Origin of the sequence: Streptomyces xanthochromogenes, from assembly GCF_014650455.1 — a bacterium.
GTDB lineage: Bacteria > Actinomycetota > Actinomycetes > Streptomycetales > Streptomycetaceae > Streptomyces > Streptomyces xanthochromogenes.
Genome location: NZ_BMUZ01000007.1, coordinates 215,674 through 239,817 on the forward strand (window position 1 = coordinate 215,674; position 24,144 = coordinate 239,817).

Here is a 24,144-nt window from a genome sequence, read left to right on the forward strand (position 1 = left end):
GACATGGAAACCGCCCCCGTCCTCGGTTGGGGGACCAAGGACGGGGGCGGGGTTTCGGTGCGCCTACGGGATCAGCCCATGTGCGGGTAGCCGTAGTCGGTCGGCGGAACCAGCGTCTCCTTGATGGCGCGGGTCAGCGTCCAGCGCATCAGGTTCTGCGGGGCGCCCGCCTTGTCGTTGGTGCCGGAGGCGCGGCCGCCGCCGAAGGGCTGCTGGCCGACGACGGCGCCGGTCGACTTGTCGTTGATGTAGAAGTTGCCCGCCGCGTAGCGGAGCTTCTCCATCGTGTGGGCCGCCGCGGCGCGGTCGTTGGAGATGACGGCGCCGGTCAGGGCGTAGTCGGAGGCCGACTCCATCTGCTCCAGCATCTCGTCGTACTTGGCGTCGTCGTAGACGTGGACCGCCAGGATCGGGCCGAAGTACTCGGTCGTGAAGACCTCGTTCGCCGGGTCGGTGCACTCGATGACGGTCGGGCGCACGAAGTAGCCCACCGAGTCGTCGTAGCTGCCGCCCGCGACGATCGTGCAGGAGGCGTCCGCCTTCGCCCGGTCGATCGCGGCCTTGTTCTTCGCGAAGGAGCGCTCGTCGATGACCGCGCCGATGAAGTTCGACAGGTCGGTGACGTCACCCATGGAGATGCCGTCGACCTCGGCCGCGAACTCCTCCTTGAAGCCGTCGTTCCAGATCGACGCCGGGACGTAGGCGCGCGAGGACGCGGAGCACTTCTGGCCCTGGTACTCGAAGGAGCCACGGGTCAGCGCGGTCTTCAGGACGGCCCGGTCGGCGCTGGGGTGCGCGACGACGAAGTCCTTGCCGCCGGTCTCGCCGACCAGACGCGGGTAGGTGCGGTACTTCTCGATGTTCGTGCCGACGGTCTTCCACAGGTGCTGGAAGGTCTTGGTCGAACCGGTGAAGTGGATGCCGGCCAGGTCGCGGTGGCCCAGGGCGACCTCGGAGACGGCCAGGCCGTCACCGGTGACGAGGTTGATGACGCCCTTGGGCAGACCGGCCTCCTCCAGGAGCTGCATGAGCAGCACGGCGGCGTGGGTCTGCGTCGGGGACGGCTTCCACACGACGACGTTGCCCATCAGGGCCGGGGCGGTCGGCAGGTTGCCCGCGATGGCCGTGAAGTTGAACGGCGTGATCGCGTAGACGAAGCCTTCGAGCGGGCGGTGGTCCATCCGGTTCCACACGCCCGGCGAGTTCGCCGGGGGCTGCTCGGCGAGCAGGTTGCGGGCGTAGTGGACGTTGAAGCGCCAGAAGTCGACGAGCTCGCAGGGGGTGTCGATCTCGGCCTGCTGCGCGGTCTTCGACTGGCCCAGCATGGTGGAGGCGGCCAGCGTCTCGCGCCAGGGGCCCGAGAGCAGCTCGGCGGCGCGCAGGATGATCGCGGCGCGGTCGTCGAAGGACATCGCGCGCCAGGCCGGGGCGGCCGCGAGGGCGGCGTCGACCGCGTCCTTGGCGTCCTGCTCGGTGGCGTTGGCGTAGGTGCCGATGACGGCCCGGTGGTTGTGCGGCTGCACGACGTCGAAGCGCTCGCCGCCGCCCATCCGCTTCTCGCCGTTGATGGTCATCGGCAGGTCGACGGGGTTCTCCGCCAGTTCCTTGAGCTTGGCTTCCAGACGGGCGCGCTCCGGGGAACCAGGGGCGTAGCCGTGCACCGGCTCGTTGACCGGGGTGGGGACCTGGGTCACAGCGTCCATGATTCCTTGACTCCTTTGTCCTGTGTGAGGGGTGTTCGGGTGAACGGAGGCTCGGGGCCTGTCCGAAAAATCCGTGGTCCTGGGGACGACTAGTTCTTGGTGATCATCGAGCGGACGAAGAACAGCAGGTTGGCCGGCTTCTCCGCGAGGCGCCGCATGAAGTAGCCGTACCAGTCGGTGCCGTACGCCGTGTAGACGCGCATCCGGTGCCCTTCGGCGGCGAGCCGCAGGTGCTCCTCGCTGCGGATCCCGTACAGCATCTGGAACTCGTACTCGTCCAGCTTGCGCCCGGCGCGGCGGGCGAGCTCCTGGCCGATGGCTATCAGACGCGGGTCGTGGGACCCGATCATCGGGTAGCCCTCGCCCTCCATGAGGATCTTCAGGATGCGGACGTACGCCTTGTCGATCTCGCTCTTGTCGAGGTAGGCGACCTCGGCGGGCTCCTTGTAGGCGCCCTTCACGATCCGCACCCGGCTGCCCGCGGCGGCCAGGCGCCGGGCGTCGTCCTCGGTGCGGAAGAGGTCGGCCTGGATGACGCAGCCGGTCTGCGGGAAGTCCTTCCGCAGCTCCTCGTGGATGGCGAACATCGAGTCGAGGGTGGTGTGGTCCTCGGCGTCCAGGGTGACCGTGGTGCCGATCGCGGCGGCGGCCTCGACGACCGGGCGCACATTGGCGAGGGCCAGCTCGTGGCCGCCCTCAAGGGCCTGGCCGAACATCGAGAGCTTCACCGACATCTCGGCCTTGGTGCCGTGACCGAGGTCCCTGAGCCGCTCGATGAGCTCCAGGTAGGCGTCGCGCGCGTGGGCGGCCTGCTCGGGGGTGGTGATGTCCTCGCCCACCACGTCCAGGGTGAGCTCCAGCCCCTTGCCGACCATCTCCTCGACGATGCGGACCACCTGGTCGACGCTCTCGCCGGGGATGAACCGGTTCACCACGGGCTTGGTCACCGGGGCGGCCGAAACGAGCTTGCGCATCTTGTCGCTGCGCGACGCGGCGAGGATCACGGGACCCAGCACGGGGCACCTCCACGGAAAGAACTAGACGGGGCCGCGACCGGGGCCTTTGGGACGATGGACGCCTTCGGGGCGAAACGGTAACGGCACGGAGAACCACCGTGAAACCTATGGATCCCCCCGATCCTCTGCCATGGACAGCTGTCACGCATCCGTGGCCCAGATCTCATACACATGTCTGAAGCGCGGCGCGCGATGAGCGAGAATGGCTTCCGTGAAGGGCGACTACCAGGACCTGGCCGATGAGATCTCGGCGCTGCTCGGCGCCCCCGCGACGCTGGAGAACCGGGATTTCGGGCTGATCGCCTTCGGTGCGCACGACTCCGACGACGACCTCGCCATGGACCCCGTCCGCACCCGTTCGATCCTGACCCGGAAGTCGACACCGGCCGTCCGCGCCTGGTTCGAGGGCTTCGGCATCACCCGTGCCACCGGACCGGTCCGCATCCCCGCCGCGCCCGACGCCGGGGTCTTCCGCGACCGGATCTGCCTGCCGGTGCGCCATCGGGGCGTGGCCCTCGGCTACGTCTGGCTGCTCGACGCCGATCCGGGGCCCGCCGAGGACAAGCTGGCCGCGGCGATGGAGGTGGCCGCCCGGATCGGGGTGCTGCTCGCCGACGAGACACAGGCCGGCGCGGATCTGTCCCGCGAGTTCCGCGCGGTGCTCACCGCCGAGCGCGGCTGGCAGCGCGACACGGCGACGGCCGCACTCCAGACCGCCCTCGGCCCGGACGCGGACGGCCTGCACGCGCTGGTCTGCGTGGCGCCCTGGCCGGGCGAGGACGCCCCTTCGGTCCGTACGGTGCCGGGAGCGGCGGCCGTGTGCACCCTGCCCCGGCCCGGCCCGGGCGGGGCCGCAGGGCACGCGCTGGCCGCCCTGGTCCGGCTGCGCTCGGCCGACGCGCTCGCCCCGGCCCGCACCGCGGCGGAACGGCTGCGCGGGGACGCCGGGGTCGGGGCGGCCGCCGGGGTGGCGACGGCCCGGCGCGGTCTCGCCGAGCTGGACCTCGCCCACCGGGAGGCAACTTCCGCCGTACGGGCAGCACTTGCCGAACCTACGCTCGGCCCTGTGGCCCACTGGTCGGACATCGGGCCGTACCGGATGCTGACCGCGCTGGCCGTCCCGGAGCACCAAGACCCGTGCGTACGCGCCCTGTTGAGCCCGACCCACCTCGAACTCGCCCGCACCGCCGAGGTGTTCCTCGACAGCGCGGGCCAGGCGGGGCGCGCGGCGGCGGCGCTCGGCATCCACCGCCAGACGCTCTACTACCGCCTCTCGCGCGTCGAGCACCTCACCGGCCTCGACCTGGACCGGGGCGAGGACCGGCTGCTGCTGCACATGGCGCTGAAGGCGGCGCGGCTCTGAGGCTCAGCCTTCGGCCGGGCCGCCGTCGAGCCCCATGACGATCTTCAGGCCCTCGGTCAGGTCCTTGGCCGAGGGGGCGGTCTCCGGGTCGACCATCCACTGCACCATCACCCCGGCGAGCAGCGCCTGGAAGAAGGTTCCGGCGAGCCGGGCCCGCTCGGGGTCGGCGTGCTCGTCGATGCCGAGGAAGCCCTCCGCGAGCCCCTTGCGACCCTCCAACTGCGGCCCGGCGAGGGCCTTTTGGAGCTCGGGGTCGCTGTCGAGCCGGGAGACGATCTCCATCTGGAGCTTCCACACCGGGCGGCTCTCCTCGTACGAGCCGATGACCTTCGCCCAGCCCCGTTCGAAGCGTTCCAGCGGGGGCAGGTCCTCGGTGGTGGCGCCCTCGCCGTCCGCCCGGCTCTCGGCGATCACATCGCCCCACTCCTCGGTGAGCTTCAGGAAGGCCAGGTTGAGGAGGGCCTCCTTGGAGCCGTAGTGGTAGCCGATGGAGGCGAGGTTGGTGCCGGACTCGGCGACGATGTCGCGGGCGGTGGTGCGGGCGTAGCCCTTGTCCAGCAGGCAGCGCTTGGCGCCTGCGAGCAGATCCTCACGGTGTCCCATGACAGCAGCGTACCCGGCATACAGACATCCGTCTAAGACAAGCGTCTACGACGTGCGATGTCCGCAGCCGGGTACGGGAGCCGCGCGGCCCCGAAGGCCGGGTCCGCCCGGTCAGTCGGTCAGATTCACCGAGCGGGCCGAGTTGGCGCCGGTCTCCTCGGCGACCTCGGCCAGCACGTGCGCCGGGATGGTGTCGTCCACGGTCAGCACGGCGAGCGCCTCGCCGCCGGCCGCCGCACGGGCGACCTGCATGCCGGCGATGTTGAGGCCGGCCTCACCGAGGACGCGGCCGACGGTGCCCACGATGCCGGGGCGGTCCTCGTAGCGCAGCACGACCATGTGGTCCGCGAGCGCCAGGTCCACGTCGAACTCGCCGATCGCGACGACCTTCTGGAGGTGCTTGGGGCCGGCCAGGGTGCCGGAGACCGAGACCTCCTCGCCGTCGGACAGGGTGCCGCGCACGGTGACCACGTTGCGGTGGTTGGGGGACTCGCTCGACGTGGTCAGGCGCACCTCGACACCGCGCTCCTGCGCGAACAGCGGGGCGTTGACGTAGGAGACCGTCTCGTCCACCACGTCCTCGAACACGCCCTTGAGCGCGCTGAGTTCGAGCACCTTGACGTCGTGCTGGGTGATCTCGCCGTACACCTCGACGTCGAGGCGGACCGCCACCTCGCCGGCCAGGGCGGTGAAGATCCGGCCCAGGCGCTCGGCGAGCGGCAGGCCCGGCTTCACGTCCTCGGCGATGACGCCGCCCTGGACGTTGACCGCGTCCGGCACCAGCTCGCCCGCGAGCGCGAGGCGTACGGACTTGGCGACGGCGATGCCGGCCTTCTCCTGGGCCTCGTCGGTGGAAGCGCCCAGGTGCGGGGTGCACACGACCTGGTCGAGCTCGAAGAGCGGGGAGTCCGTGCAGGGCTCCTTCGCGTACACGTCGAGACCGGCGCCCGCGACGCGGCCCTCCTTGAGCGCGGAGTACAGCGCGGCCTCGTCCACGATGCCGCCGCGGGCCGCGTTCACGATCCGCACGTGGGGCTGCACCTTGTGCAGCGCCTCGTCGCCGATCAGGCCGAGCGTCTCGGGGGTCTTGGGCAGGTGCACGGTGATGAAGTCGGAGACTTCGAGCAGCTCGTCCAGGGAGAGCAGCTTGACGCCCATCTGCGCCGCCCGGGCCGGCTGCACATAGGGGTCGTACGCGACGATCTTCATGCCGAAGGCCGACATGCGCTGCGCGACCAGCACGCCGATGCGGCCGAGGCCGACCACGCCGAGGGTCTTCTCGCTCAGCTCGACGCCGGTGTACTTGTTCCGCTTCCACTCGCCGTTCTTGAGCGCGGTGTTGGCCTGCGGGATGTTGCGCGCGGTGGCGACCAGGAGGCCGCAGGCGAGCTCGGCGGCGGTGACGATGTTGGAGGTCGGGGCGTTCACGACCATGACGCCGGCCTTGGTGGCGGCGGAGACGTCGACGTTGTCGAGGCCAACTCCCGCGCGGGCGACGACCTTCAGCTTCTTGGCGGCCGCGACGGCCTCGGCGTCGACCTTGGTGGCCGAGCGGATCAGGATCGCGTCGACACCGGCGATGGCGGGCAGCAGCTCCGCGCGGTCGGCTCCGTTGCAGTGCCGGATCTCGAAGTCCGGCCCGAGGGCGTCGACGGTGGCGGGCGACAGCTCTTCAGCGATGAGTACGACAGGTTTCGAGCTCACGTGGGTCCTCACTGAATCCTTTGCGGACGGCCGTCCCGACGGCCGCATGCGGTGGAGGGGCTAGCTAGCCGCGTGGAAGACGCACGACGCTGTGGGCCTGACGCGTAGGTGTTGCTGAGCAGTGTAGTGCCGCTCCCCCGGAGGATTTCCGCCTCGGAGGCAGGATCACCCGATGGGGGTTGGACGGGATGTCCAGGGCGCTGCGAAGCCGACGGGGCCGGACACCGATGACGTGCCCGGCCCCGCCGAGAGGAGGCCTACGCCTCGTCGTTCTGCACCCAGCTCATGAGCTTGCGCAGCTCCTTGCCGGTGGTCTCCAGGAGGTGCTCGGAGTCCTGGGTCTTGTACTCGTTGTACTTCTTCAGACCGCCGTGGTACTCGTCCATCCAGTTCTTGGCGAACGTGCCGTCCTGGATCTCGGCGAGGACCTTCTTCATCTCGGCCTTGGTGTCGGCCGTGATGATCCGGGGGCCGGTGACGTAGTCGCCCCACTCGGCGGTCTCCGAGATCGACCAGCGCATCTTCTCCAGGCCGCCCTCGTACATGAGGTCCACGATCAGCTTCAGCTCGTGGAGGCACTCGAAGTACGCGATCTCCGGCTGGTAGCCGGCCTCGGTCAGCGTCTCGAAGCCCGCCTTGACCAGCGCCGCGGTGCCACCGCAGAGCACGGCCTGCTCACCGAACAGGTCGGTCTCGGTCTCCTCGGTGAAGGTCGTCTTGATGACGCCGGCCCGCGTGCCGCCGATGCCCTTGGCGTACGAGAGCGCCAGCGCCAGGCCGTTGCCCTGCGGGTCCTGCTCGACGGCCACGATGCACGGAACGCCGCGGCCCTCTTCGTACTGGCGGCGCACCAGGTGGCCCGGGCCCTTGGGCGCGACCATGGCGACGGTCACGTTGGCCGGGGGCTTGATGAAGCCGAAGCGGATGTTGAGGCCGTGGCCGAAGAACAGCGCGTCGCCGTCCTTGAGGTTGTCCTTGATGGACTCCTCGTAGACCTGGGCCTGGATCGGGTCCGGGACCAGGATCATGATGACGTCGGCCTCGGCGGCCGCCTCGGCGGGCGTCACCACGCGCAGGCCCTGCTCCTCGGCCTTGGCCTTGGACTTGGAGCCCTCGTGCAGGCCGACGCGGACGTCGACACCCGAGTCACGGAGCGACAGCGCGTGGGCGTGGCCCTGGCTGCCGTAACCGATCACCGCGACCTTGCGGCCCTGGATGATGGACAGGTCGGCATCGTCGTCGTAGAACAGCTCGGCCACTGGGAAATCTCCTTGGTGTGCTGGTGTTGCGTCCACCGTATCGGTGGCGGTGAGTAAGGAACGGGTGAGTCTCGCGATACGGGCGGGTCAGGGCCCGTACCGGCGGGGCTCAGGCGCTGCGGTCCAGGGCGCGCAGCGAGCGGTCCGTGATGGACCGGGCGCCGCGCCCTATGGCGATCGTGCCGGACTGGACGAGCTCCTTGATGCCGAACTGCTCCAGCATCTTCAGCATCGCCTCCAGCTTGTCGGCGCCGCCGGTGGCCTCGATGGTGACGGCCTCCGGCGAGACGTCCACGGTCTTGGCGCGGAACAGCTGGACGATCTCGACGATCTGGGAGCGCGTTTCGTTGTCGGCACGCACCTTCACCAGGACGAGCTCGCGCTGGATCGCAGCGCTGGGCTCGAGTTCGACGATCTTCAGGACGTTGACCAGCTTGTTGAGCTGCTTGGTCACCTGCTCCAGGGGCAGGTCCTCGACACTGACCACGATGGTGATGCGGGAGATGTCGGGGTGTTCGGTGACACCGACCGCGAGCGAGTCGATGTTGAAGCCGCGGCGGGAGAACAGGGCGGCGATCCGGGCCAGGATGCCGGGGGTGTTCTCGACCAGGACCGAGAGCGTGTGCTTGGTGGACATGAGCCTCTTACCTCTTCCTACAGCTCTCAGTCGTCTTCGTTGTCGCCGAAGTCGGGGCGGACGCCGCGGGCGGCCATGACCTCGTCGTTGGAGGTGCCGGCGGCGACCATCGGCCACACCTGGGCGTCCTCGTGGACGATGAAGTCGATCACGACGGGGCGGTCGTTGATGGAGTTGGCCTCCTCGATCGCCTTGTCGAGGTCCTCGGGGCGCTCGCAGCGGATCGCGTAACAGCCCATCGCCTCGGACAGCTTGACGAAGTCGGGGACGCGGGTGCCGCCGCTCGGCTTGCCCTGCTCGGCGACGCCGTTCTCGGGGCCGGAGTGCAGCACGGTGTTGGAGTAGCGCTGGTTGTAGAACAGGGTCTGCCACTGGCGGACCATCCCGAGCGCGCCGTTGTTGATGATGGCGACCTTGATCGGGATGTTGTTGAGCGCGCAGGTGGTCAGTTCCTGGTTGGTCATCTGGAAGCAGCCGTCGCCGTCGATCGCCCAGACCATCCGGTCCGGCTGACCGGCCTTGGCACCCATGGCGGCCGGGACCGCGTAGCCCATGGTTCCGGCGCCGCCCGAGTTCAGCCAGGTGGCGGGCAGTTCGTAGTTCACGAAGTGCGCGGCCCACATCTGGTGCTGGCCGACGCCGGCCGCGTAGATGGTGTCCGCGTCCGCGAGCTCGCCGATGCGCTGGATGACGCGCTGCGGGGACAGCGTGCCGTCGTTCGGCTCGTCGTAGCCCAGCGGGTAGGTCTCGCGCCAGCGGTTGAGGTCCTTCCACCAGGCGGTGTAGTCGCCCTTGTGGCCCTCGGAGTACTCGGCCTGGACGGCCTGGACCAGATCGGCGATGACCTCGCGGGCGTCGCCCACGATCGGGACGTCGACCTCGCGGTTCTTGCCGATCTCGGCCGGGTCGATGTCCGCGTGGATGACCTTGGCGAACGGTGCGAAGCTGTCCAGCTTGCCGGTGACGCGGTCGTCGAAGCGGGTGCCGAGCGCGATGAGCAGGTCCGACTTCTGCAGTGCGGTGACGGCGGTGACCGCACCGTGCATGCCGGGCATTCCCACGTGCAGCGGGTGGCTGTCGGGGAAGGCGCCGAGCGCCATCAGGGTGGTGGTGACGGGCGCTCCGGTGAGCTCCGCGAGGACCTTCAGCTCGGCGGTCGCGCCGGACTTCAGGACGCCGCCGCCGACGTACAGGATCGGGCGCTTGGCCCCCACGATCAGCTTGGCGGCCTCGCGGATCTGCTTGGCGTGCGGCTTGGTGACCGGGCGGTAGCCCGGCAGGTCGGTCCCCGGCGGCCACGCGAACGTGGTCTGCGCCTGCAGGGCGTCCTTGGCGATGTCGACCAGGACGGGGCCCGGGCGGCCGGTCGAGGCGATGTGGAAGGCCTCGGCGATGGTGCGCGGGATGTCCTCGGCCTTGGTGACCAGGAAGTTGTGCTTGGTGATCGGCATCGTGATGCCGACGATGTCCGCCTCCTGGAAGGCGTCCGTGCCGATCGCCTTGGAGGAGACCTGGCCGGTGATCGCGACCAGCGGCACCGAGTCCATGTGCGCGTCGGCGATCGGGGTGACCAGGTTGGTGGCGCCGGGGCCGGAGGTCGCCATGCACACGCCGACCTTGCCGGTGGCCTGGGCGTAGCCGGTGGCCGCGTGGCCGGCGCCCTGCTCGTGGCGGACCAGGACGTGACGGACCCGGGTGGAGTCCATCATCGGGTCGTACGCCGGGAGGATGGCGCCGCCGGGGATACCGAACACGACCTCCGCCCCGACTTCCTCGAGAGAACGGATGAGGGACTTCGCGCCCGTGACGTGCTCAACGGTCGCGGACTGGTGTCCGCCGTTACGGGGCCGCGGCTGCGGATGGTGGGCCCCGGTGGCCTGCTCGGTCATCGGCATTCTCTTCTCGAAGCTGAGGGCTTTTGCGGTGGTTTGATCGAGATCGCGGTGGTGCTTGAGGGGTGCCAGTGCAACAAAAAACCCCTCGTGCCGTGAGGCAAGCGAGGGGAGCGCGTCGGGTGCGGTCTACGGAGCCCGCAAGGGCTCCGCTTCAGCCGACGCGCTTTCCAAGTACGAGAATTCGGGTGCGCATGGCCTTGACCCTCCCCCCGGCGCGCTGGTGGTGTCAAGTAGGTGGGACGGGCGTCTCATTATTTGAGCCGAGCAGGGTTCCGCGCCGGCCACTGAGCACGGGCAGCGCGACCCCGCCCGGCACCGGGTATTCGCCCCGCACCAGCGCCCTGCGCAGCCGGAACTCGTCGAGCGGGCCGGAGAACGCCATGCCCTGCCCATGCGTACACCCCATGGCGCGCAGAGCCAAGACCTGCTCCGGCACATCCACGCCGTCGGCCACCGACTGCATGCCGAGATCGCAGGCGATCCGGAGCAACCCGGCGGTGATCTTGTGGAGGCGGGCCGACTCGACGACGCCCTCGACCAGCCCCCGGTCCAGCTTCAGGACGTCGACGGGGAGCCGGCGCAGCGCGTTGATCGCCGCGTAGCCGCTGCCGAACCCGTCGAGCGCGATCCGCACGCCGAGCCTGCGCAGGCCCACCAGACGCCGCTCAAGATCGTCGAAGGAGATTCTCGGGTCGCTGTCCGCGAGCTCGATGACCAGGGCACCGGACGGCAGTCCGTGCCTGGTCAGGAGGGCTTCCACCGCGCCGAGCGGCATCGACTTGTCGAGCAGCCGGCGGGCCGAGAGGCGCACCGAGACGGGCGCGTCGTGGCCGGCCCGGCGCCGCTCGGCGGCCTGCTCCACGGCTTCTTCGAGCAGCCAGCGGCCGAGCTCGGCGGCCCGCTCGCTCTCGTCGGCGACCCGCAGGAATTCGGCCGGGGTGAACAGGATGCCCTGCGCCGAGCGCCACCTGGCCTGGGCCGCGACGGCGGAGACCTCACCGGTGGTGAGGTCGACGACGGGCTGGTGCAGGACGGCGAACTCGCCCTCGTTCAGCGCGCTGCGCAGCCGCGCCGCGAGCTCGGACTTGCGGACGACCTCGGCCTGCATCTGCGGGGCGTACATCTCGACGCGGTTCTTGCCGCCCTTCTTGGCGCGGTACATCGCGAGGTCGGCGTTGCGCAGCAGTTCCCCGGCGCCGACGCCCGGCTCGGCGAAGGCGACGCCGATGGAGGCCGCGACCCGGACATCGTTGCCGTCGATCAGGTACGGCTGCGACAGGGTCAGGCGCAGCCGGTCGGCGATCTCCCTGACCTGGTACTCGCGGGCCGCCGGGTCGCGGGTGCCGTCGCCGAGGATGAGGGCGGCGAACTCGTCGCCCCCGAGCCGGGCCGCGGTGTCTCCGGCCCGTACCGAGTCCTGCAGCCTGCGCGCGGCCTGGATGAGCAGTTCGTCGCCGGCCTGGTGGCCGATGGTGTCGTTGACCTGCTTGAAGCCGTCGAGGTCGATGAAGAGCACGGCGGTGCCCGGGTCGGTGGTGCGACGGCCGCCGAGCGCCTTGCGCACCCGCTTGGTGAACAGCGCGCGGTTGGGCAGGTCGGTCAGCGGGTCGTGCTCGGCGTTGTGCTCCAACTGCGCCTGCAGGCGCACCCGTTCGGTCACGTCGCGACTGTTGAGAATGAGCCCGCCCTGGTGGCGGTTGACGGTGGACTCCACGTTGAGCCACTCGCCGGTCCCCGACTTGAAGCGGCACTCGATCCGCGTCGTGGGCTCCTCGGCGGGCGGCGCCGCCAGAAACCTGCGCACTTCGTGCACCACCCGGCCGAGGTCCTCGGGGTGGATGAGCGAGGCCAGCTCGGAGCCGACCAGCTCCTCCGCGTCCCGCCCGTAGACACCGGCGGCCGCCGGGCTGACGTACCGCAGTATCCCGGTGGGGGCGGCGATCATGATGACGTCGCTCGACCCCTGCACCAGGGAGCGGAAGTGGTTCTCCTTCTGGGCGAGTTCATGGGTGAGCGCGATGTTGTCGAGCAGCATGATCCCCTGGCGGACCACCAGGGCGAGTACGACGGTGCAGCCGGTGAAGACGACCATCCGGTCGACCCGGTGGCCCTCGATGACGTTGTAGAGGATGCCGAGGGTGCACACGGCGGCCGCGAGGTACGGCGTGAGCGCGGCCAGGGAGCTGGCGAGCGGCCGGGACGTCGGCACCGGGTGCGCGCGCGGCCGGCCGGGCGCCGGGCGGGCCCCGCGCGGGGCCACGGCGGGCCTGCGCGGCGGGGCGGCGGGCAGCCTGCGGGCGCCCCAGGGCGCGTAGGCGAGGAGCAGCGAGCCGGCGAACCAGCCGGCGTCCAGGAGCTGGCCCGAGTGGTAGTGCTGGCGCAGCAGCGGCGAGGTGAACAGGGCGTCGCACAGGACGGTCAGGGCGAGCGCCGCGATGGCGGTGTTCACGGCGGACCGGTTGGCCGAGGAGCGCCGGAAGTGCAGCGCGAGCACCATGCTGACGAGCACGATGTCGAGCAGCGGATAGGCCAGCGTGAGGGTGGCGTGGGCAACCCCCTCGCCCTCGCCCTGACGTGCGGTGCGGGCGAGCGCGAGGCTCCAGGACAGGGTGAGCAGGGAGCCGCCGATGAGCCACGAGTCGAGGCCGAGGCAGACCCAACCCGCCCTGGTGACAGGGCGTTTGGCCAGGACGAGCAGGCCCACGATGGCGGGCGGCGCGAAGCAGAGGAAGAAGAAGTCGGCGGCGGAGGGGGTCGGCACGACCTGCCGGAGCACCACCTCGTAGAAGCCCCAGACGCCGTTGCCGCAGGCGGCCATGGCGGAGGAGAAGGAGAACAGCAGCCAGGCCGGCCGGAAGCTGCTCTCGCTGCCGGTGGCTCCGCCACGCGCGTAGCGGAAGCAGGAGACCGCGGCGATCAGGGCGGCGGCGGAGAGTCCGAAGTCGCCCATGATCTGGGCGAGTTCGTCAGAGCCCCAGCCGAGGAATGCGCCGGTGGCATATCCGGCACAGATCAGTGCGAGCACGAGTTGGGAAACCATGCCGGTCCCGCCACCTCCGGTCACGGGGGGCCGGGTCAGGATCGCTCCCGGCGCGCTCACCGGACCGCTCCACGCCACTGGGGCCCGGGCGCGGTCCCGCCCGGCCGGGGCCGGGTGCCGGGATTCGCGGCCCAAGAGCCGTGCTTTCGGGCGCTGTTCGTCGTTGTGCCGCTTATCGCCTCGGCGGTCGCCGCTCCACCGCGGTGCATCGCGGCGTGCTGCCCGCGGCGGGATCGCCGCAGGCGGCTCCACCGCGTCGGATCGTTCGTCCATTGGCCGTGCATCGCCCGTCGCCCCCCTCGCAGTGATCGCTCCCCGCGCCGCAGACGCACGGCGGCGGGGCCCCGGTCGGGACGATACACCAGTCTCGTCACTCAGGGACATAGCCCATATACGCTCCGTGACAGCCTGGAGTCGCGAGGGCACCCGGCGCACCCGAATCACTCCGGAGAGTTACTGATTCGTCGTCAGAACCACGTTGTCGAGCGGCTCTTGGGCCGCGAAGCGGGTGAGCTGAGCGACCAGCAGACGCTTGGCCCGGGGCAGGAAGGCGGAGCTGGAACCGCCCACGTGCGGGCTGATGAGGACGTTGCGGGCGTGCCACAACGGGTGCCCCGCGGGCAGGGGTTCGGGGTCGGTGACATCCAGCGCCGCGTGGATGCGGCCGGACTCCAGTTCGGCGAGCAACGCCTTGGTGTCCACGACGGGTCCGCGCGCGACGTTCACCAGGAGCGCCCCGTCCTTGAGGCGGGCCAGGAACTCGGCGTCCACCAGGCCCTTCGTCTGCTCGGTGAGCGGCGTGCAGACGATGACCACGTCGGCCTCGGGGAGCAGCGCGGGCAGCTCGACCAGTGCGTGCACCGGGCCGCGCTCCGTTGCGCGCGAGGAGCGCGCGACGCGCGCCACCCGCGCGCACTCGAAGGGGGCGAGCCGGTCTTCGACGGCCGCCCCGATCGACCCGTAGCCGACGATCAGCACCGACTTGTCGGCGAGGGCCGGATAGAAGCCGGACCGCCACTCCTGCCTCTCCTGCCCCCGGACGAACCCGGGGATTCCGCGCAGCGAGGCGAGGACGAGGGTCACGGCGAGCTCGGCGGTGGACGCCTCGTGGACCCCGCGCGCGTTGCACAGGCGTACGCCGGGCGGCAGCAGCCCGATGCCGGGCTGCACGTGGTCAATGCCGGCGGTCAGCGTCTGCACCACCTGGACGCCGGTCATGGCGGGGAGCGGGCGGACCGAGGTCTCCGACGGCTTCATGTACGGGACGACGTAGAAGACGCAGTCGGCGGGGTCGGCCGGGAAGTCGGGGCCGCCGTCCCAGACCCGGTAGGCGAAGGAGTCGGGCAGGCCCGGGACATCGGCCGGGTCGAAGGGGATCCACACGTCGGAAGTCATGGTCAGGAGGCTATGCGAAGGGTTCCGGAGGCCAGAGGTTAGTTTGGGGAGCGACTAGGGAGGGATCCGGCCAGGTGGAGCGCAGGACAATCGGGGCGGGGGCCCTGCGGGCGGGTGCGATCGGGCTCGGCTGCATGCCGATGAGCTGGGGCTACACCCGCTCACAGCAGGACCTGGAGCGTTCGCTGCGCGCCGTGCACGCCGCCTTGGACACCGGCTCGAACCTTCTCGACACCGCCGACATGTACGGCCCGTTCACCAACGAGCTGCTGATCGGGCGGGTGCTGCGGGAGCGCCGTGCGGAGGCCTTCGTCGCCACCAAGTGCGGGCTGCTCGTCGGCGTCGACCAGCACGTGGTCGCCAACGGCCGCCCCGGATACGTGCGCCGGGCCTGCGACGCCTCGCTGCGCCGCCTCGGCACCGAGGTCATCGACCTGTACCTGCTGCACCGCGCCGACCCGGAGGTCCCCGTCGAGGAGACCTGGGGTGCGATGGCGGAGCTCGTGACGGCGGGCAAGGTGCGCGCGCTCGGGCTCAGCGCGATGGGTGCGCGGGCGGTGCGCCGGACCGCCCCGCCGGCGGGGGTGCACGGGCTGCACGTGGGCCGCTACGAGGAGACGGTGCGGCTGCTCGACCGCGTCCAGCAGGTGTTCCCGGTGGCCGCGGTGCAGGCGGAGCTGTCGCTCTGGTCGCGCGAGGCGCTGCGCACGCTGCTGCCGTGGTGCACGGTCCGGGGCGTGAGCCTGCTGGCGGCGATGCCGCTGGGCAACGGGTTCCTGACCGGCACGCTCACCCCCGGGCAGGGCTTCGAACCGGACGACATCCGGGCCCGCCACCCGCGCTTCACGGCGGAGATGATGGCCGCGAACCAGCCCGTGGTGGCGGGCCTGCGCCGGGTCGCCGAGCGGCACGGGGCGACCCCGGCGCAGGTGGCCCTCGCCTGGCTGCTGCGGCTCGGGCAGCAGGTGGTCCCGGTGCCGGGGGCCAAGCGGGAGGAGTGGGTGCGCGAGAACGCCCTCGCGGCGGACCTGCCCCTGACCCCCCGCGACCTGACGGAACTGGCCGCGCTGCCGCCGGCCCGGGACTGAGCGGGGCGTCCGGTGGACCCGTGGCGGCCCTTCGGCGGCCCGGAGCCCGCACGAACCGCGCCCGGCAACGGAGTTGGAACCGCTGGACGCCCGGGCCGGGCCCCAGAATGAGCCCAGCGCATCGACCCCGGCGAAGGGAACCCCAACCGTGCGACGTACCACCGTGGCAACCGCCCTGGCCGCAGCCGTGCTCGTGCTCTCGGCCGGCTGCTCGTCGGGGCCCGCGCAGCCGCGGGGCCAGGGCTCCGCCTCCGCCACCAAGGCGCCCTCGACGGCCTCGACGGCCTCGCCCAAGGCTCAACTCCCGCCCGCCAAGGGCTCGGTGAAGGTGGCCAGGACCGTCGCCGAAGGGCTGAAGTCGCCCTGGGGCATCGCGGCGCTCCCCGAGGGCGCGCTCCTCGTCGGCTCGCGGGACGACGGCTCGGTCGTGCGCGTCGACACCGCGACCGGCGGGAAGACCGCCGTCGGCAGTGTGCCCGGCGTCGCCCACCAGGGCGAGGGAGGCCTGCTCGGGCTCGCCCTTTCGCCCACGTACGCCTCGGACCACCTCCTGTACGCGTACTTCACCACGGAGTCCGACAACCGCATCGCCCGGATGATCTACGATCCGCAGCGGCCGGAGGGCCAGCAGCTGGGGGCGCCGGACACCATCCTGCGCTCGATCCCCAAGGGCAGCATCCACAACGGCGGGCGCATCGCGTTCGGCCCCGACCGGATGCTGTACGCCGGGACCGGCGAGACCGGCGAGCGGGGCCTCGCGCAGGACCGGAAGTCGCTGGCCGGGAAGATCCTGCGGATGACGCCCGACGGGCAGCCCGCGTACGGCAACCCCGAGGCCGACTCGCTCGTCTACTCCTACGGGCACCGCAATGTGCAGGGCCTGGCGTGGGACGGCGAGAATCGGCTGTGGGCCGCGGAGTTCGGACAGGACACCTGGGACGAGCTCAATCTGATCGAGCCCGGCAAGAACTACGGCTGGCCCGTGGTGGAGGGCAGGGCGGGCAAGGCGGGGTACGTCGACCCCGTCGCCCAGTGGAAGACGTCCGAGGCCTCCCCCAGCGGGATCGCGTTCCAGGGCGGCTCGGTGTGGATGGCCGCGCTGCGGGGCGAGCGGCTGTGGCGCGTCCCGCTGGACGGCACCAAGGCGCTCGCCGACCCCGAAGCCTTCCTGGGCGGCCAGTACGGCCGGCTGCGCACCGTCCTTACGGCCGGGCCCGGGAAGCTGTGGCTGCTCACCAACAACACCGACTCGCGCGGCACCCCCAAGCCCGGTGACGACCGCGTCCTGGAGCTGGACGTCACCTGAGACGACCGCGTCTTCGAGCCGGCCGTCCCGCGAGCGGCGTCAGCCCCGCGCCGGCTGTGCGGTGAACAGGTTCATGCGGTGGGCGAGGGCCGCCGCCTCGCCGCGGCCCGAAACCCCCAGCTTGGCAAGGATGTTGGAAACGTGCACGCTCGCCGTCTTCGGCGATATGTAGAGCTCCTCGGCGATCTGGCGGTTGCTGTGGCCCGCCGCGACCAGCCGGAGGACGTCCTGCTCGCGGCTGGTGAGCCCGAGCGCCTCCACCGGGTCGGCGGGCTCCTCGGACCCGGCCGGGTCCGGGGCGGACAGCGAGACGCGGGCCCGGCGGGCCAGGAGTTCCAGTTGTTCGCGCAGGGGCCGGGCGCCGAGGCGCTCGGCCTCGGCGTGGGCCTGGCGCAGCAGCGTGGCGACGGTCTCGCGGTCGCCGCCCTCGGCCAGCAGGGCGTGAGCCGAGCGATGACGGGCCAGGGCCAGTTCGTAGGGGCGCTCCAAGGGCCCGAGGGCCTGGACGACGGCCTCCCAGCGGGCCGCCGTCTCACGGCCCTCGGCCCTGTCCAGCTCGGCGGCGACGACCAGCGAGAGCGCCTCGCACGAGGGGCAGCCGGTGGGCAGCCTCCGGGCCGCGGTACGGATCAGGTCGAGGGCGGCGCGCCTGCCCTGCTCGGCCGAGGGAAGCCCCCGCACATCGGCCTCCACGGCGGCGGCCGCGGCGAGCAGCGGCCAGCCGTAGCGCTGGGCGCCGGGCGGGAAGCCCGACTCCACGGCGCGGGCGAGCTCGGTACGGGCCTCGTCGATACGGCCCCGGGCGGCCGCGATGCCGAGCCCGGCCCGGGCGAGCGGGATGGCGTGCTGGACCATCGGATCCTGCTTGCCGAAGGCGGCGTGGGCGTCGTCGAGGGAGAGCGCCGCCTGCTCCAACTCGCCCCGAAACAGGGCGAGTTCGGACCGGTGCAGCAGGGCCTTGCCCAGCGGCCGGGGGCTCACCGCCGTGCGCTGGACCCGCTCGGCGGCGTCGGCGGCCTCCTCCCAACGGCCCAGGTTGAACAGGGACTCGGCCCGATTGGCCTGCACCCAGGCCTCGTTGTCCAGGAGGCCGTACTTCCGGGCCAGCCGTACCCCGTCGTCGGCGACGCGTACCGCCTCCGTCGAGCGGCCGACCGCCTCCAGGCCGGAGCAGAGGTTCACATGGCCCCGGGCAGCCTCGCCGACCAGGCCCAGTTCGAGGGAGCGGTCGATCACCGCGCGCATGGTGGCGATGCCCTCCTCGACCGCTCCCGAGTCGGTCATCAGGCTGCCCAGGGTGAGCCTGACGTTGAGCTCGACCTCCTCGGTGCGCACCAACCGGGCGTATTCCACGGCCCGTTCGGCCTCCGCGAGGGACTCGGGGCCGGGCTTGTGGAGCATGCCCCAGCCCGCCGCGGTGGCCAGCACCTCGGCGTGCACGGCGGACGGCGCCAGGCCGCGCACCAGGTCCTGGGCGGTGGCTATCTCGGTCCAGCCGTCCCCGCGCCCCAGGTTCTCCACCAGGCGGGAGCGCTGGAGCCAGAACCAGGCGGCGCGCAGCGGGTCGTTCCCGGAGCTCAGGTCGCTCTCGGCCTCGATGAGGCGGAGCGCCTGCTTGGCGAGTTTCAGGGCGCGTTCGCGATCGCCGCAGAGCCGGGCCGCCTCGACGGACTCGGCCAGCAGATCGAGGTAGCGCAGCGACGCCGCGTTCTCGGGGGCGCAGCCGCAGGGCGGGTAGGAACCCGCGTGGTCCAGGGGCCTGAGCCCCTCGCGCAGCTCGGCGGGCACGCTGTCCCACAGCTCCATCGCCCGCGAGAGCAGCCGCAGTTGCTCCGCGTAGGCGTGCCGCCGTCGGGCCTCGACGGCGGCGCGCAGGACCACGGGCAGCGCCTTGGCCGCGTCGTGCGCGTGGTACCAGTACGTGGCGAGCCGGGTGGTCCGCTCGTCGGCCCTGACGAGCGAGGGGTCGGCCTCCAGAGCCTCGGCGTAACGGCGGTTGAGGCGCGAGCACTCGCCGGGCAGCAGGTCGTCGCTGACGGCCTCGCGGACCAGGGAGTGGCGGAAGCGGTAGCCGTCGCCGTCGCCCGCGGGCAGCAGGATGTTGGCGCCGACGGCGGCTCGCAGCGCCTCGATGAGCTTGTCCTCGGGCAGCCGCGCGACGGCGGCGAGCAGCGGGTACTCCACGGTGGAGCCGCCCTCGGCGGCGATCCGCACGACCCGTTGGGCGTCCTCGGGCAGGCCCTCGACGCGGACGAGCAGCAGATCGCGCAGCGAGTCGCTCAGGTCGGGGCAGGTGCCGTCGGGGTCGCGGCCGACCACGAGCTCCTCGACGAAGAAGGCGTTGCCGTCGGATCGCTCGAAGACCTCGTCGGCCAGCCGCTGTTCGGGCTCGGCGGCGAGGATGCCGGTCAGCTGGTGGTGGACCTCGGCCCGGTTGAACCGGGGCAGTTCGATGCGCCGCACGCTGCGCAACCGGTCCAGCTCGGCGAGCAGGGGGCGCAGCGGGTGGCGGCGGTGGATGTCGTCCGCGCGGTAGGTGGCCACCACGACGAGGTGGCCGCGCCGCAGGGTGCGGAAGAGGTAGGCGAGCAGATGGCGGGTGGAGGCGTCCGCCCAGTGCAGGTCTTCGAGGACGAGGACGACGGTGCGCCCGGCGGCGATCCGCTCCAGCATCCGTACGGTGAGCTCGAACAGGCGCGCGGTGCCGTCCTCGCGGGCGGCGGGCGGTCCGGTCCTGGCCAGCTCGGGCAGGAGCAGGGCGAGCTCCTCCTCCTGGCCGTCGGCGGCCGCGGCCAGCTCCTCGGGCAGTTGGCGGCGCAGCGCGCGGAGTGCCGCCGAGAAGGGGGCGAAGGGCAGTCCGTCGGCCCCGACCTCGACACAGCCGCCGATGGCGATCACGGCGCCGGCCGCGCGCGCCGCGTCGGTGAACTCCTCGACGAGCCTGCTCTTGCCGACGCCGGCCTCGCCGCCGACGAGCAGCGCCTGCGGCTCGCCCTCCGGAGCCGCGGCGCGCGCGAGTGCTTCGTTCAATGTCCGCAACTCGTCGGCGCGGCCGACGAACACGGGGCTGACTGACCTGGTCTCCACGGAGCCGAGCATCGCACAGGCCTCCGACAACGGGGAGGCGGGCGGTCCGTCCCCGGCTGGGTGAGCGGCCCCCGAGGAGGTGGGGGCCGCGGCCGGGGACGGCGTCCGAGCCGGGTCGGCGGGGCGGGCCGGGGTGGTGGTCATCGCGGTCGACCGGGCGGTTCAGGCGGCCCGTACGAACCGGTTCCGCGCTGAACTCACCCGCCCCTCAGGCCCGTTGCCGCCACTGCGGCGGCCGAAGCGGCGGCCGGCCCTGCGGGCCTGGCCCGCGAGGCGCTCCTGGTCGGCCTGGCGCAGCAGCTCGGCCTGACGGTTCTTGTAGATCTCGTAGTCGAACATCTCGGTGCTCCTGGGTGTGAGTGGTCGGGCTTTCCGCTCGGTCCCGGTGTTCCGGGCTCCTTGCGATGCCTCAACTCTCGTCTCCCAGGGGCCCCTCGCACATGGGGCGAGTGCCGCATCTGTGCGGGGGCGCCGCCTTAGACGGTCCGTATGGCGGACCGGAGCCGCCTAAGGCAGGGGGCGGGTGCCTTAGAGGCACCCCGCCGGAGGCTCAGCCCTTGGTGCTGGGCAGGGCCGCGAACAGGTCGAGGTACATGCCCGCGGAGATCAGCAGGCCGACCAGGCCGAGGACGACTCCGGCGAGCGCGACGGCCTTGACCCACACCGGCTGCTCGGCGCGGCCGGGCGTGCCGAAGGCGGGCCGGGCCAGGACGACCGCGCCGACGATCAGGGCGAGCAGCGCGAAGACGCCGTTGACCAGGGCGGTGGTGTGCCACGAGTTGCCGTAGATCTCCTGGATCTGCTGGGCCGCGGTGCCGCTCTGGGAGGTCTTGATCTGGCCGATCAGGGTGGCCCGCTCGGAGAGCGTCTTGCCCATCCAGGTGCCGCTCAGGGACACCGCGCCGAGCGCGCCGGCGACGACGGCCGCGGCGCCCGCGCCGAAGCCCGCGCGGGCGGGGGCGGCCTCGGCATCGAGTTCGTCCTCGGGTTCGAGCCGGTCCTCGGTGTCCGTCGCGTCCGGGGTCTCCGGGGCGGCGCCGGGGGCCGTTTCCGCGGGCGCTCCCCCGGGGGTGGACGCGGCCTCGGCGGTGGCGGCGGTCTCCGTCTCGCCGTCCGTCCTGGGCTCGGTCTCGGCTTCGGTCTTCGTCGTGGCGGGGGTGGCGTTCATGACCGGCACGCTAGGGGCCGTTTCTGAGAGCCCGCTGAGAGCTTCCTTAACGCCCGGCCCGCGGCCGCGTGCCCGCCGCCGGGATCGTCCGGCGCGCGCCGCGCACCCCTCCGCCGTCAGCCCCCGGCCCGGGCCGCCCGCCAGTCGTCGGCGAGGACCGCCCACACCTCGCTGTCGTGGCGCTCCCCGCGGTAGAGGTAGTTCTCGCGCAGCACCGCGTCCCGGGTCATCCCGAGCCGCTTGGCCACGTTGATGCTCGGGGTGTTCTCGGCGGCCGCCACCCACTCCACGCGGTGCATGCCGCGTACGTCCACGGCCCAGTCGATCAGCACCGTCACGGCCCGGGTGATCAGGCCGCGCCCGACGGCCGCCGGCTCCAGCCAGCAGCCTGCCTCGCAGGTGCCCTGTGCCGCGTCGAAGATCCGGAACAGGACGCCGCCGACCAGGGTGCCGTCGAGCCGGATGCCGTACAGGCGGCCGGTGTCCGCGGCCGTCTTGTCCGCGTAGCTCTGGAGGTAGGCGCGGGCGGAGGCCGGGTCGGTCACGAAGTCGGGCAGCGCGACATGGGTGCCGATGAACTCGCGGCCCCGGTCCATGTGGGCGAGGAACTCCTCGGCCTGCCACGGCTCCAGGGGGCACAGCTCGGCCCCGTCGTCACCCAGCGGTACTGCGAACATCCCGGCTCCTCCACCTGCGTACGCGGCCCGTCACGGCACGGGCGGCCCGGCCCGCTCGGCCGCCCCGGAATCTTCGCACGGCGGTGTGCGGGCGCGGCTCAGCGCCGAAGGGCCTCCGCGGGTTCGATGCGGGCGGCGCGCAGCGCGGGATAGGCACCGGCGAGCAGTCCGGTGAGGGTGCCGATCAGCGGCGCGGGCAGGGTGGTCCACGGGTCGAGGATCGCGGTCCAGTGGTGGGCGAGTGCCACCGAGAGGGTCACCACGATGCTGACGGCGGTGCCGAGCAGCCCGCCGAGCGTGCCGAGCGCGGCGGACTCGGTGAGGAACTGGGCGGCGATGTGACGTGGCCGCGCGCCCAGCGAGCGGCGGAGCCCGATCTCGCCGGTGCGCTCCAGGACCGATACGAGGGTGGTGTTGGCGATGCCTACGGTGCCGATCACCAGCGTGATGCCCGCGAGCAGCAGGAACAGCGAGTCGAGACTGCCGGTGACGCTGTCCTGGAGGGCGTGGGGCGAGGGCGGCGGCACCGCCTGGAGGTGGTCCGGCCGGTCCGGACGAAGCGCCAACGGGGCTTGGCGCGCGATGAGTTGGGCGGCACCGACGCGCGTCTGGATGAGCATGGCGGCGGCGTAGTCGGGCGCCGGATCGCCGTAGTCGGCGCGGGCCGTGCGCTCGGGGATCATCACGGAGAGCAGCAGGTTGGGCAGCCGCTCGACGTCCTGGAGGATGCCGACGACGGTGTAGGGGGTGCCGTTGATGAAGAGGGCCGGCCGAGCGGCGAGGCTGCCGATGCCGAGGTGCCGAGCGACGGCCGAGCCGATGACGGCGACGTGCATGCGGCGGCTGTCGTGGAAGGTGTTGTAGAGGGCGCCGCCGCCGAGCGTGGGGCCGACGGCCCGCAGGAGGCCGGGGCTCGCCGCGTACACCGTGAGGCCCTCGGCGCCCTGCGTGTCGCCGGAGGCCGTGCCGATGGCGGGTCCCGAGCGGGTGGAGACGTCGGGCGGGGTCTTGAAGACCTGCCAGTAGGTTCCGGCGTGGACGGCGCCGTTCAGCCGCTCGACGCGCTGGTCGGCGTCGTCGGGGAACTCGTAGCGCGCGGCCGCGGCGGCCTGTCCGCCCTGGTCGGGGGCGCCGACGTCCTTGACCGTGACCTGGGTGGCGGCGAGCACCGTGAAGTCGGAGCTGATCTGACCGCGGGCGGTGGCCGTGAGCCCGAGGATGGCCACGAAGGCACCGACGCCGAGCAGCGTGCCGAGGACGGTGAGGGCGGTACGGGCCGGGCGCTGCAGGATGCCCGCCACGGACTCGGCCACCAGGTCCCGCGCCGTCATGCGGGTACCCGGGACGTCCGGGTGGCGCGGGCGCCGTACGGGTCGCCTCACCGCGGCCTCCCTGTGCTCAACTTGGTTTCATCCTCCGAGAGTTGGCCGTCGCGCAGGGTGATGGATCGGTGGGCGCGGGCGGCCACCGCGGGGTCGTGGGTGATGACGACGAGGGTGATGCCGCCGGCGTTGAGGGCGTCGAGGGTGTCCATGACCCGGGCCGCCGACGCCGAGTCCAGGTTGCCCGTGGGTTCGTCGCAGAGCAGCAGGCTGGGGCGGTTGACCAGGGCGCGCGCGATGGCGACCCGCTGACGTTCGCCGCCGGACATGGCGGAGGGCAGCGCGTCGAGCCGGTGCCCAAGACCCACGGCGAGCAGCGCGTCCACCGCTTCGGTACGCCGCCGGTCGCGCGGGGTGGCGAGGTAGACCTGGGCGAGCATGACGTTCTCGGTGGCCGTGCGGTAGGGCAGCAGGTGGAAGGCCTGGAAGACCAGGCCGATGCGGCGTCCGCGCAGTGCGGTGCGGTCGGCTTCGGCGAGCGGGCCGGTGTCGATGCCGTCGAGCCGGTAGTGGCCGCCGGTGGGCCGGTCGACGAGCCCGATGACGTTGAGCAGCGTCGACTTCCCCGACCCGGAGGGGCCGGCCACCGCGAGGTACTCGCCGCGGCGCACCGTGAGGTCGGTGGGCCGCAGCGCGTGCACCGGCGGCGGCCCGGGGTACGTACGCGCGGCGGCGGCCAGCTCGATCACCGCGTCGACGGCCGCGCCGGGAAGCGCGTCGGCGCCCGGGTCGGGAAGCGCGTCGGCGCCCGGGTCGGGAAGCACCTCGACACCCGGGTCGGGAAGCACGTCGGCGCTCTGCGCGGGAAGCGCCTCGGCGGC

Annotated in this window: 18 protein-coding genes; 3 read left to right on the top strand and 15 right to left on the bottom strand. The window is 72.1% G+C overall.

Annotated features, from left to right (window positions below):
- Positions 1-71: 71 nt before the first annotated feature.
- Together pruA and IE267_RS20005 are read right to left on the bottom strand one after the other, a co-directional pair.
- Positions 72-1,703, bottom strand: coding sequence for an L-glutamate gamma-semialdehyde dehydrogenase (gene pruA, locus IE267_RS20000; RefSeq protein WP_189764146.1), 1,632 nt, complete (start codon positions 1,701-1,703; stop codon positions 72-74).
- A gap of 89 nt (positions 1,704-1,792) precedes the next feature.
- Positions 1,793-2,719, bottom strand: a complete 927-nt coding sequence (locus IE267_RS20005; RefSeq protein ID WP_189764147.1) for a proline dehydrogenase family protein — start codon at positions 2,717-2,719, stop codon at positions 1,793-1,795.
- A gap of 211 nt (positions 2,720-2,930) precedes the next feature.
- Between IE267_RS20005 and IE267_RS20010 the strand changes: the two genes are divergently transcribed.
- Positions 2,931-4,082: a PucR family transcriptional regulator gene (locus tag IE267_RS20010; RefSeq protein ID WP_229861350.1), complete on the top strand. Its 1,152-nt coding sequence runs from the start codon at positions 2,931-2,933 to the stop codon at positions 4,080-4,082.
- Positions 4,083-4,085: 3 nt separating this feature from the next.
- Here IE267_RS20010 and IE267_RS20015 read toward each other — a convergent pair whose 3' ends face one another.
- The 7 genes from IE267_RS20015 to IE267_RS20045 form a co-directional block, all read right to left on the bottom strand.
- A complete protein-coding gene (locus IE267_RS20015; RefSeq protein WP_189764148.1) occupies positions 4,086-4,685 on the bottom strand; it encodes a TetR/AcrR family transcriptional regulator in 600 nt (199 codons plus the stop codon).
- Positions 4,686-4,796: 111 nt separating this feature from the next.
- A complete protein-coding gene (serA, locus tag IE267_RS20020; RefSeq protein WP_161248049.1) occupies positions 4,797-6,389 on the bottom strand; it encodes a phosphoglycerate dehydrogenase in 1,593 nt (530 codons plus the stop codon).
- A 257-nt stretch (positions 6,390-6,646) separates the two neighbouring features.
- Complete coding sequence (ilvC, locus tag IE267_RS20025; RefSeq protein ID WP_167156678.1) at positions 6,647-7,648, bottom strand: ketol-acid reductoisomerase; 1,002 nt, start codon at positions 7,646-7,648, stop codon at positions 6,647-6,649.
- Between the two features lie 109 nt (positions 7,649-7,757).
- Positions 7,758-8,285, bottom strand: a complete 528-nt coding sequence (gene ilvN / locus IE267_RS20030; RefSeq protein WP_100577584.1) for an acetolactate synthase small subunit — start codon at positions 8,283-8,285, stop codon at positions 7,758-7,760.
- Positions 8,286-8,311: 26 nt separating this feature from the next.
- Positions 8,312-10,180: an acetolactate synthase large subunit gene (locus tag IE267_RS20035; protein ID WP_167156680.1), complete on the bottom strand. Its 1,869-nt coding sequence runs from the start codon at positions 10,178-10,180 to the stop codon at positions 8,312-8,314.
- Between the two features lie 226 nt (positions 10,181-10,406).
- Positions 10,407-13,280 carry a putative bifunctional diguanylate cyclase/phosphodiesterase gene (locus IE267_RS20040; RefSeq protein WP_189764149.1) on the bottom strand — a complete coding sequence of 958 codons (2,874 nt, stop codon included), beginning with the start codon at positions 13,278-13,280 and terminating at the stop codon, positions 10,407-10,409.
- Between the two features lie 393 nt (positions 13,281-13,673).
- Positions 13,674-14,615: a 2-hydroxyacid dehydrogenase gene (locus tag IE267_RS20045; protein ID WP_189764150.1), complete on the bottom strand. Its 942-nt coding sequence runs from the start codon at positions 14,613-14,615 to the stop codon at positions 13,674-13,676.
- A gap of 74 nt (positions 14,616-14,689) precedes the next feature.
- Between IE267_RS20045 and IE267_RS20050 the strand changes: the two genes are divergently transcribed.
- Positions 14,690-15,703 carry an aldo/keto reductase gene (locus IE267_RS20050; protein WP_167156686.1) on the top strand — a complete coding sequence of 338 codons (1,014 nt, stop codon included), beginning with the start codon at positions 14,690-14,692 and terminating at the stop codon, positions 15,701-15,703.
- A gap of 148 nt (positions 15,704-15,851) precedes the next feature.
- Entirely contained in the window at positions 15,852-17,009 is a 1,158-nt protein-coding gene (locus IE267_RS20055; protein ID WP_229861334.1) for a PQQ-dependent sugar dehydrogenase, read from the top strand.
- A 39-nt stretch (positions 17,010-17,048) separates the two neighbouring features.
- Here the strand turns inward: IE267_RS20055 and IE267_RS20060 are convergent, their stop codons facing one another.
- The 6 genes from IE267_RS20060 to IE267_RS20085 all read right to left on the bottom strand — a co-directional run bounded on the left by IE267_RS20060 (position 17,049) and on the right by IE267_RS20085 (position 24,012).
- A complete protein-coding gene (locus IE267_RS20060; RefSeq protein ID WP_189764229.1) occupies positions 17,049-20,108 on the bottom strand; it encodes a helix-turn-helix transcriptional regulator in 3,060 nt (1,019 codons plus the stop codon).
- A gap of 150 nt (positions 20,109-20,258) precedes the next feature.
- The gene (locus IE267_RS20065) at positions 20,259-20,435 is read right to left on the bottom strand and encodes a hypothetical protein (protein WP_189764151.1); all 177 of its coding nucleotides are present in this window, start codon (positions 20,433-20,435) and stop codon (positions 20,259-20,261) included.
- 211 nt (positions 20,436-20,646) lie between these two features.
- Positions 20,647-21,264 (bottom strand): hypothetical protein, encoded by a 618-nt coding sequence (locus IE267_RS20070; RefSeq protein ID WP_189764152.1) that lies wholly within the window; start codon positions 21,262-21,264, stop codon positions 20,647-20,649.
- A gap of 116 nt (positions 21,265-21,380) precedes the next feature.
- Entirely contained in the window at positions 21,381-21,941 is a 561-nt protein-coding gene (locus tag IE267_RS20075; RefSeq protein ID WP_189764153.1) for a GNAT family N-acetyltransferase, read from the bottom strand.
- Positions 21,942-22,039: 98 nt separating this feature from the next.
- A complete protein-coding gene (locus IE267_RS20080) occupies positions 22,040-23,272 on the bottom strand; it encodes an ABC transporter permease (RefSeq protein ID WP_189764230.1) in 1,233 nt (410 codons plus the stop codon).
- A 47-nt stretch (positions 23,273-23,319) separates the two neighbouring features.
- Positions 23,320-24,012 (bottom strand): ABC transporter ATP-binding protein, encoded by a 693-nt coding sequence (locus tag IE267_RS20085; RefSeq protein WP_229861351.1) that lies wholly within the window; start codon positions 24,010-24,012, stop codon positions 23,320-23,322.
- Positions 24,013-24,144 lie beyond the last annotated feature (132 nt).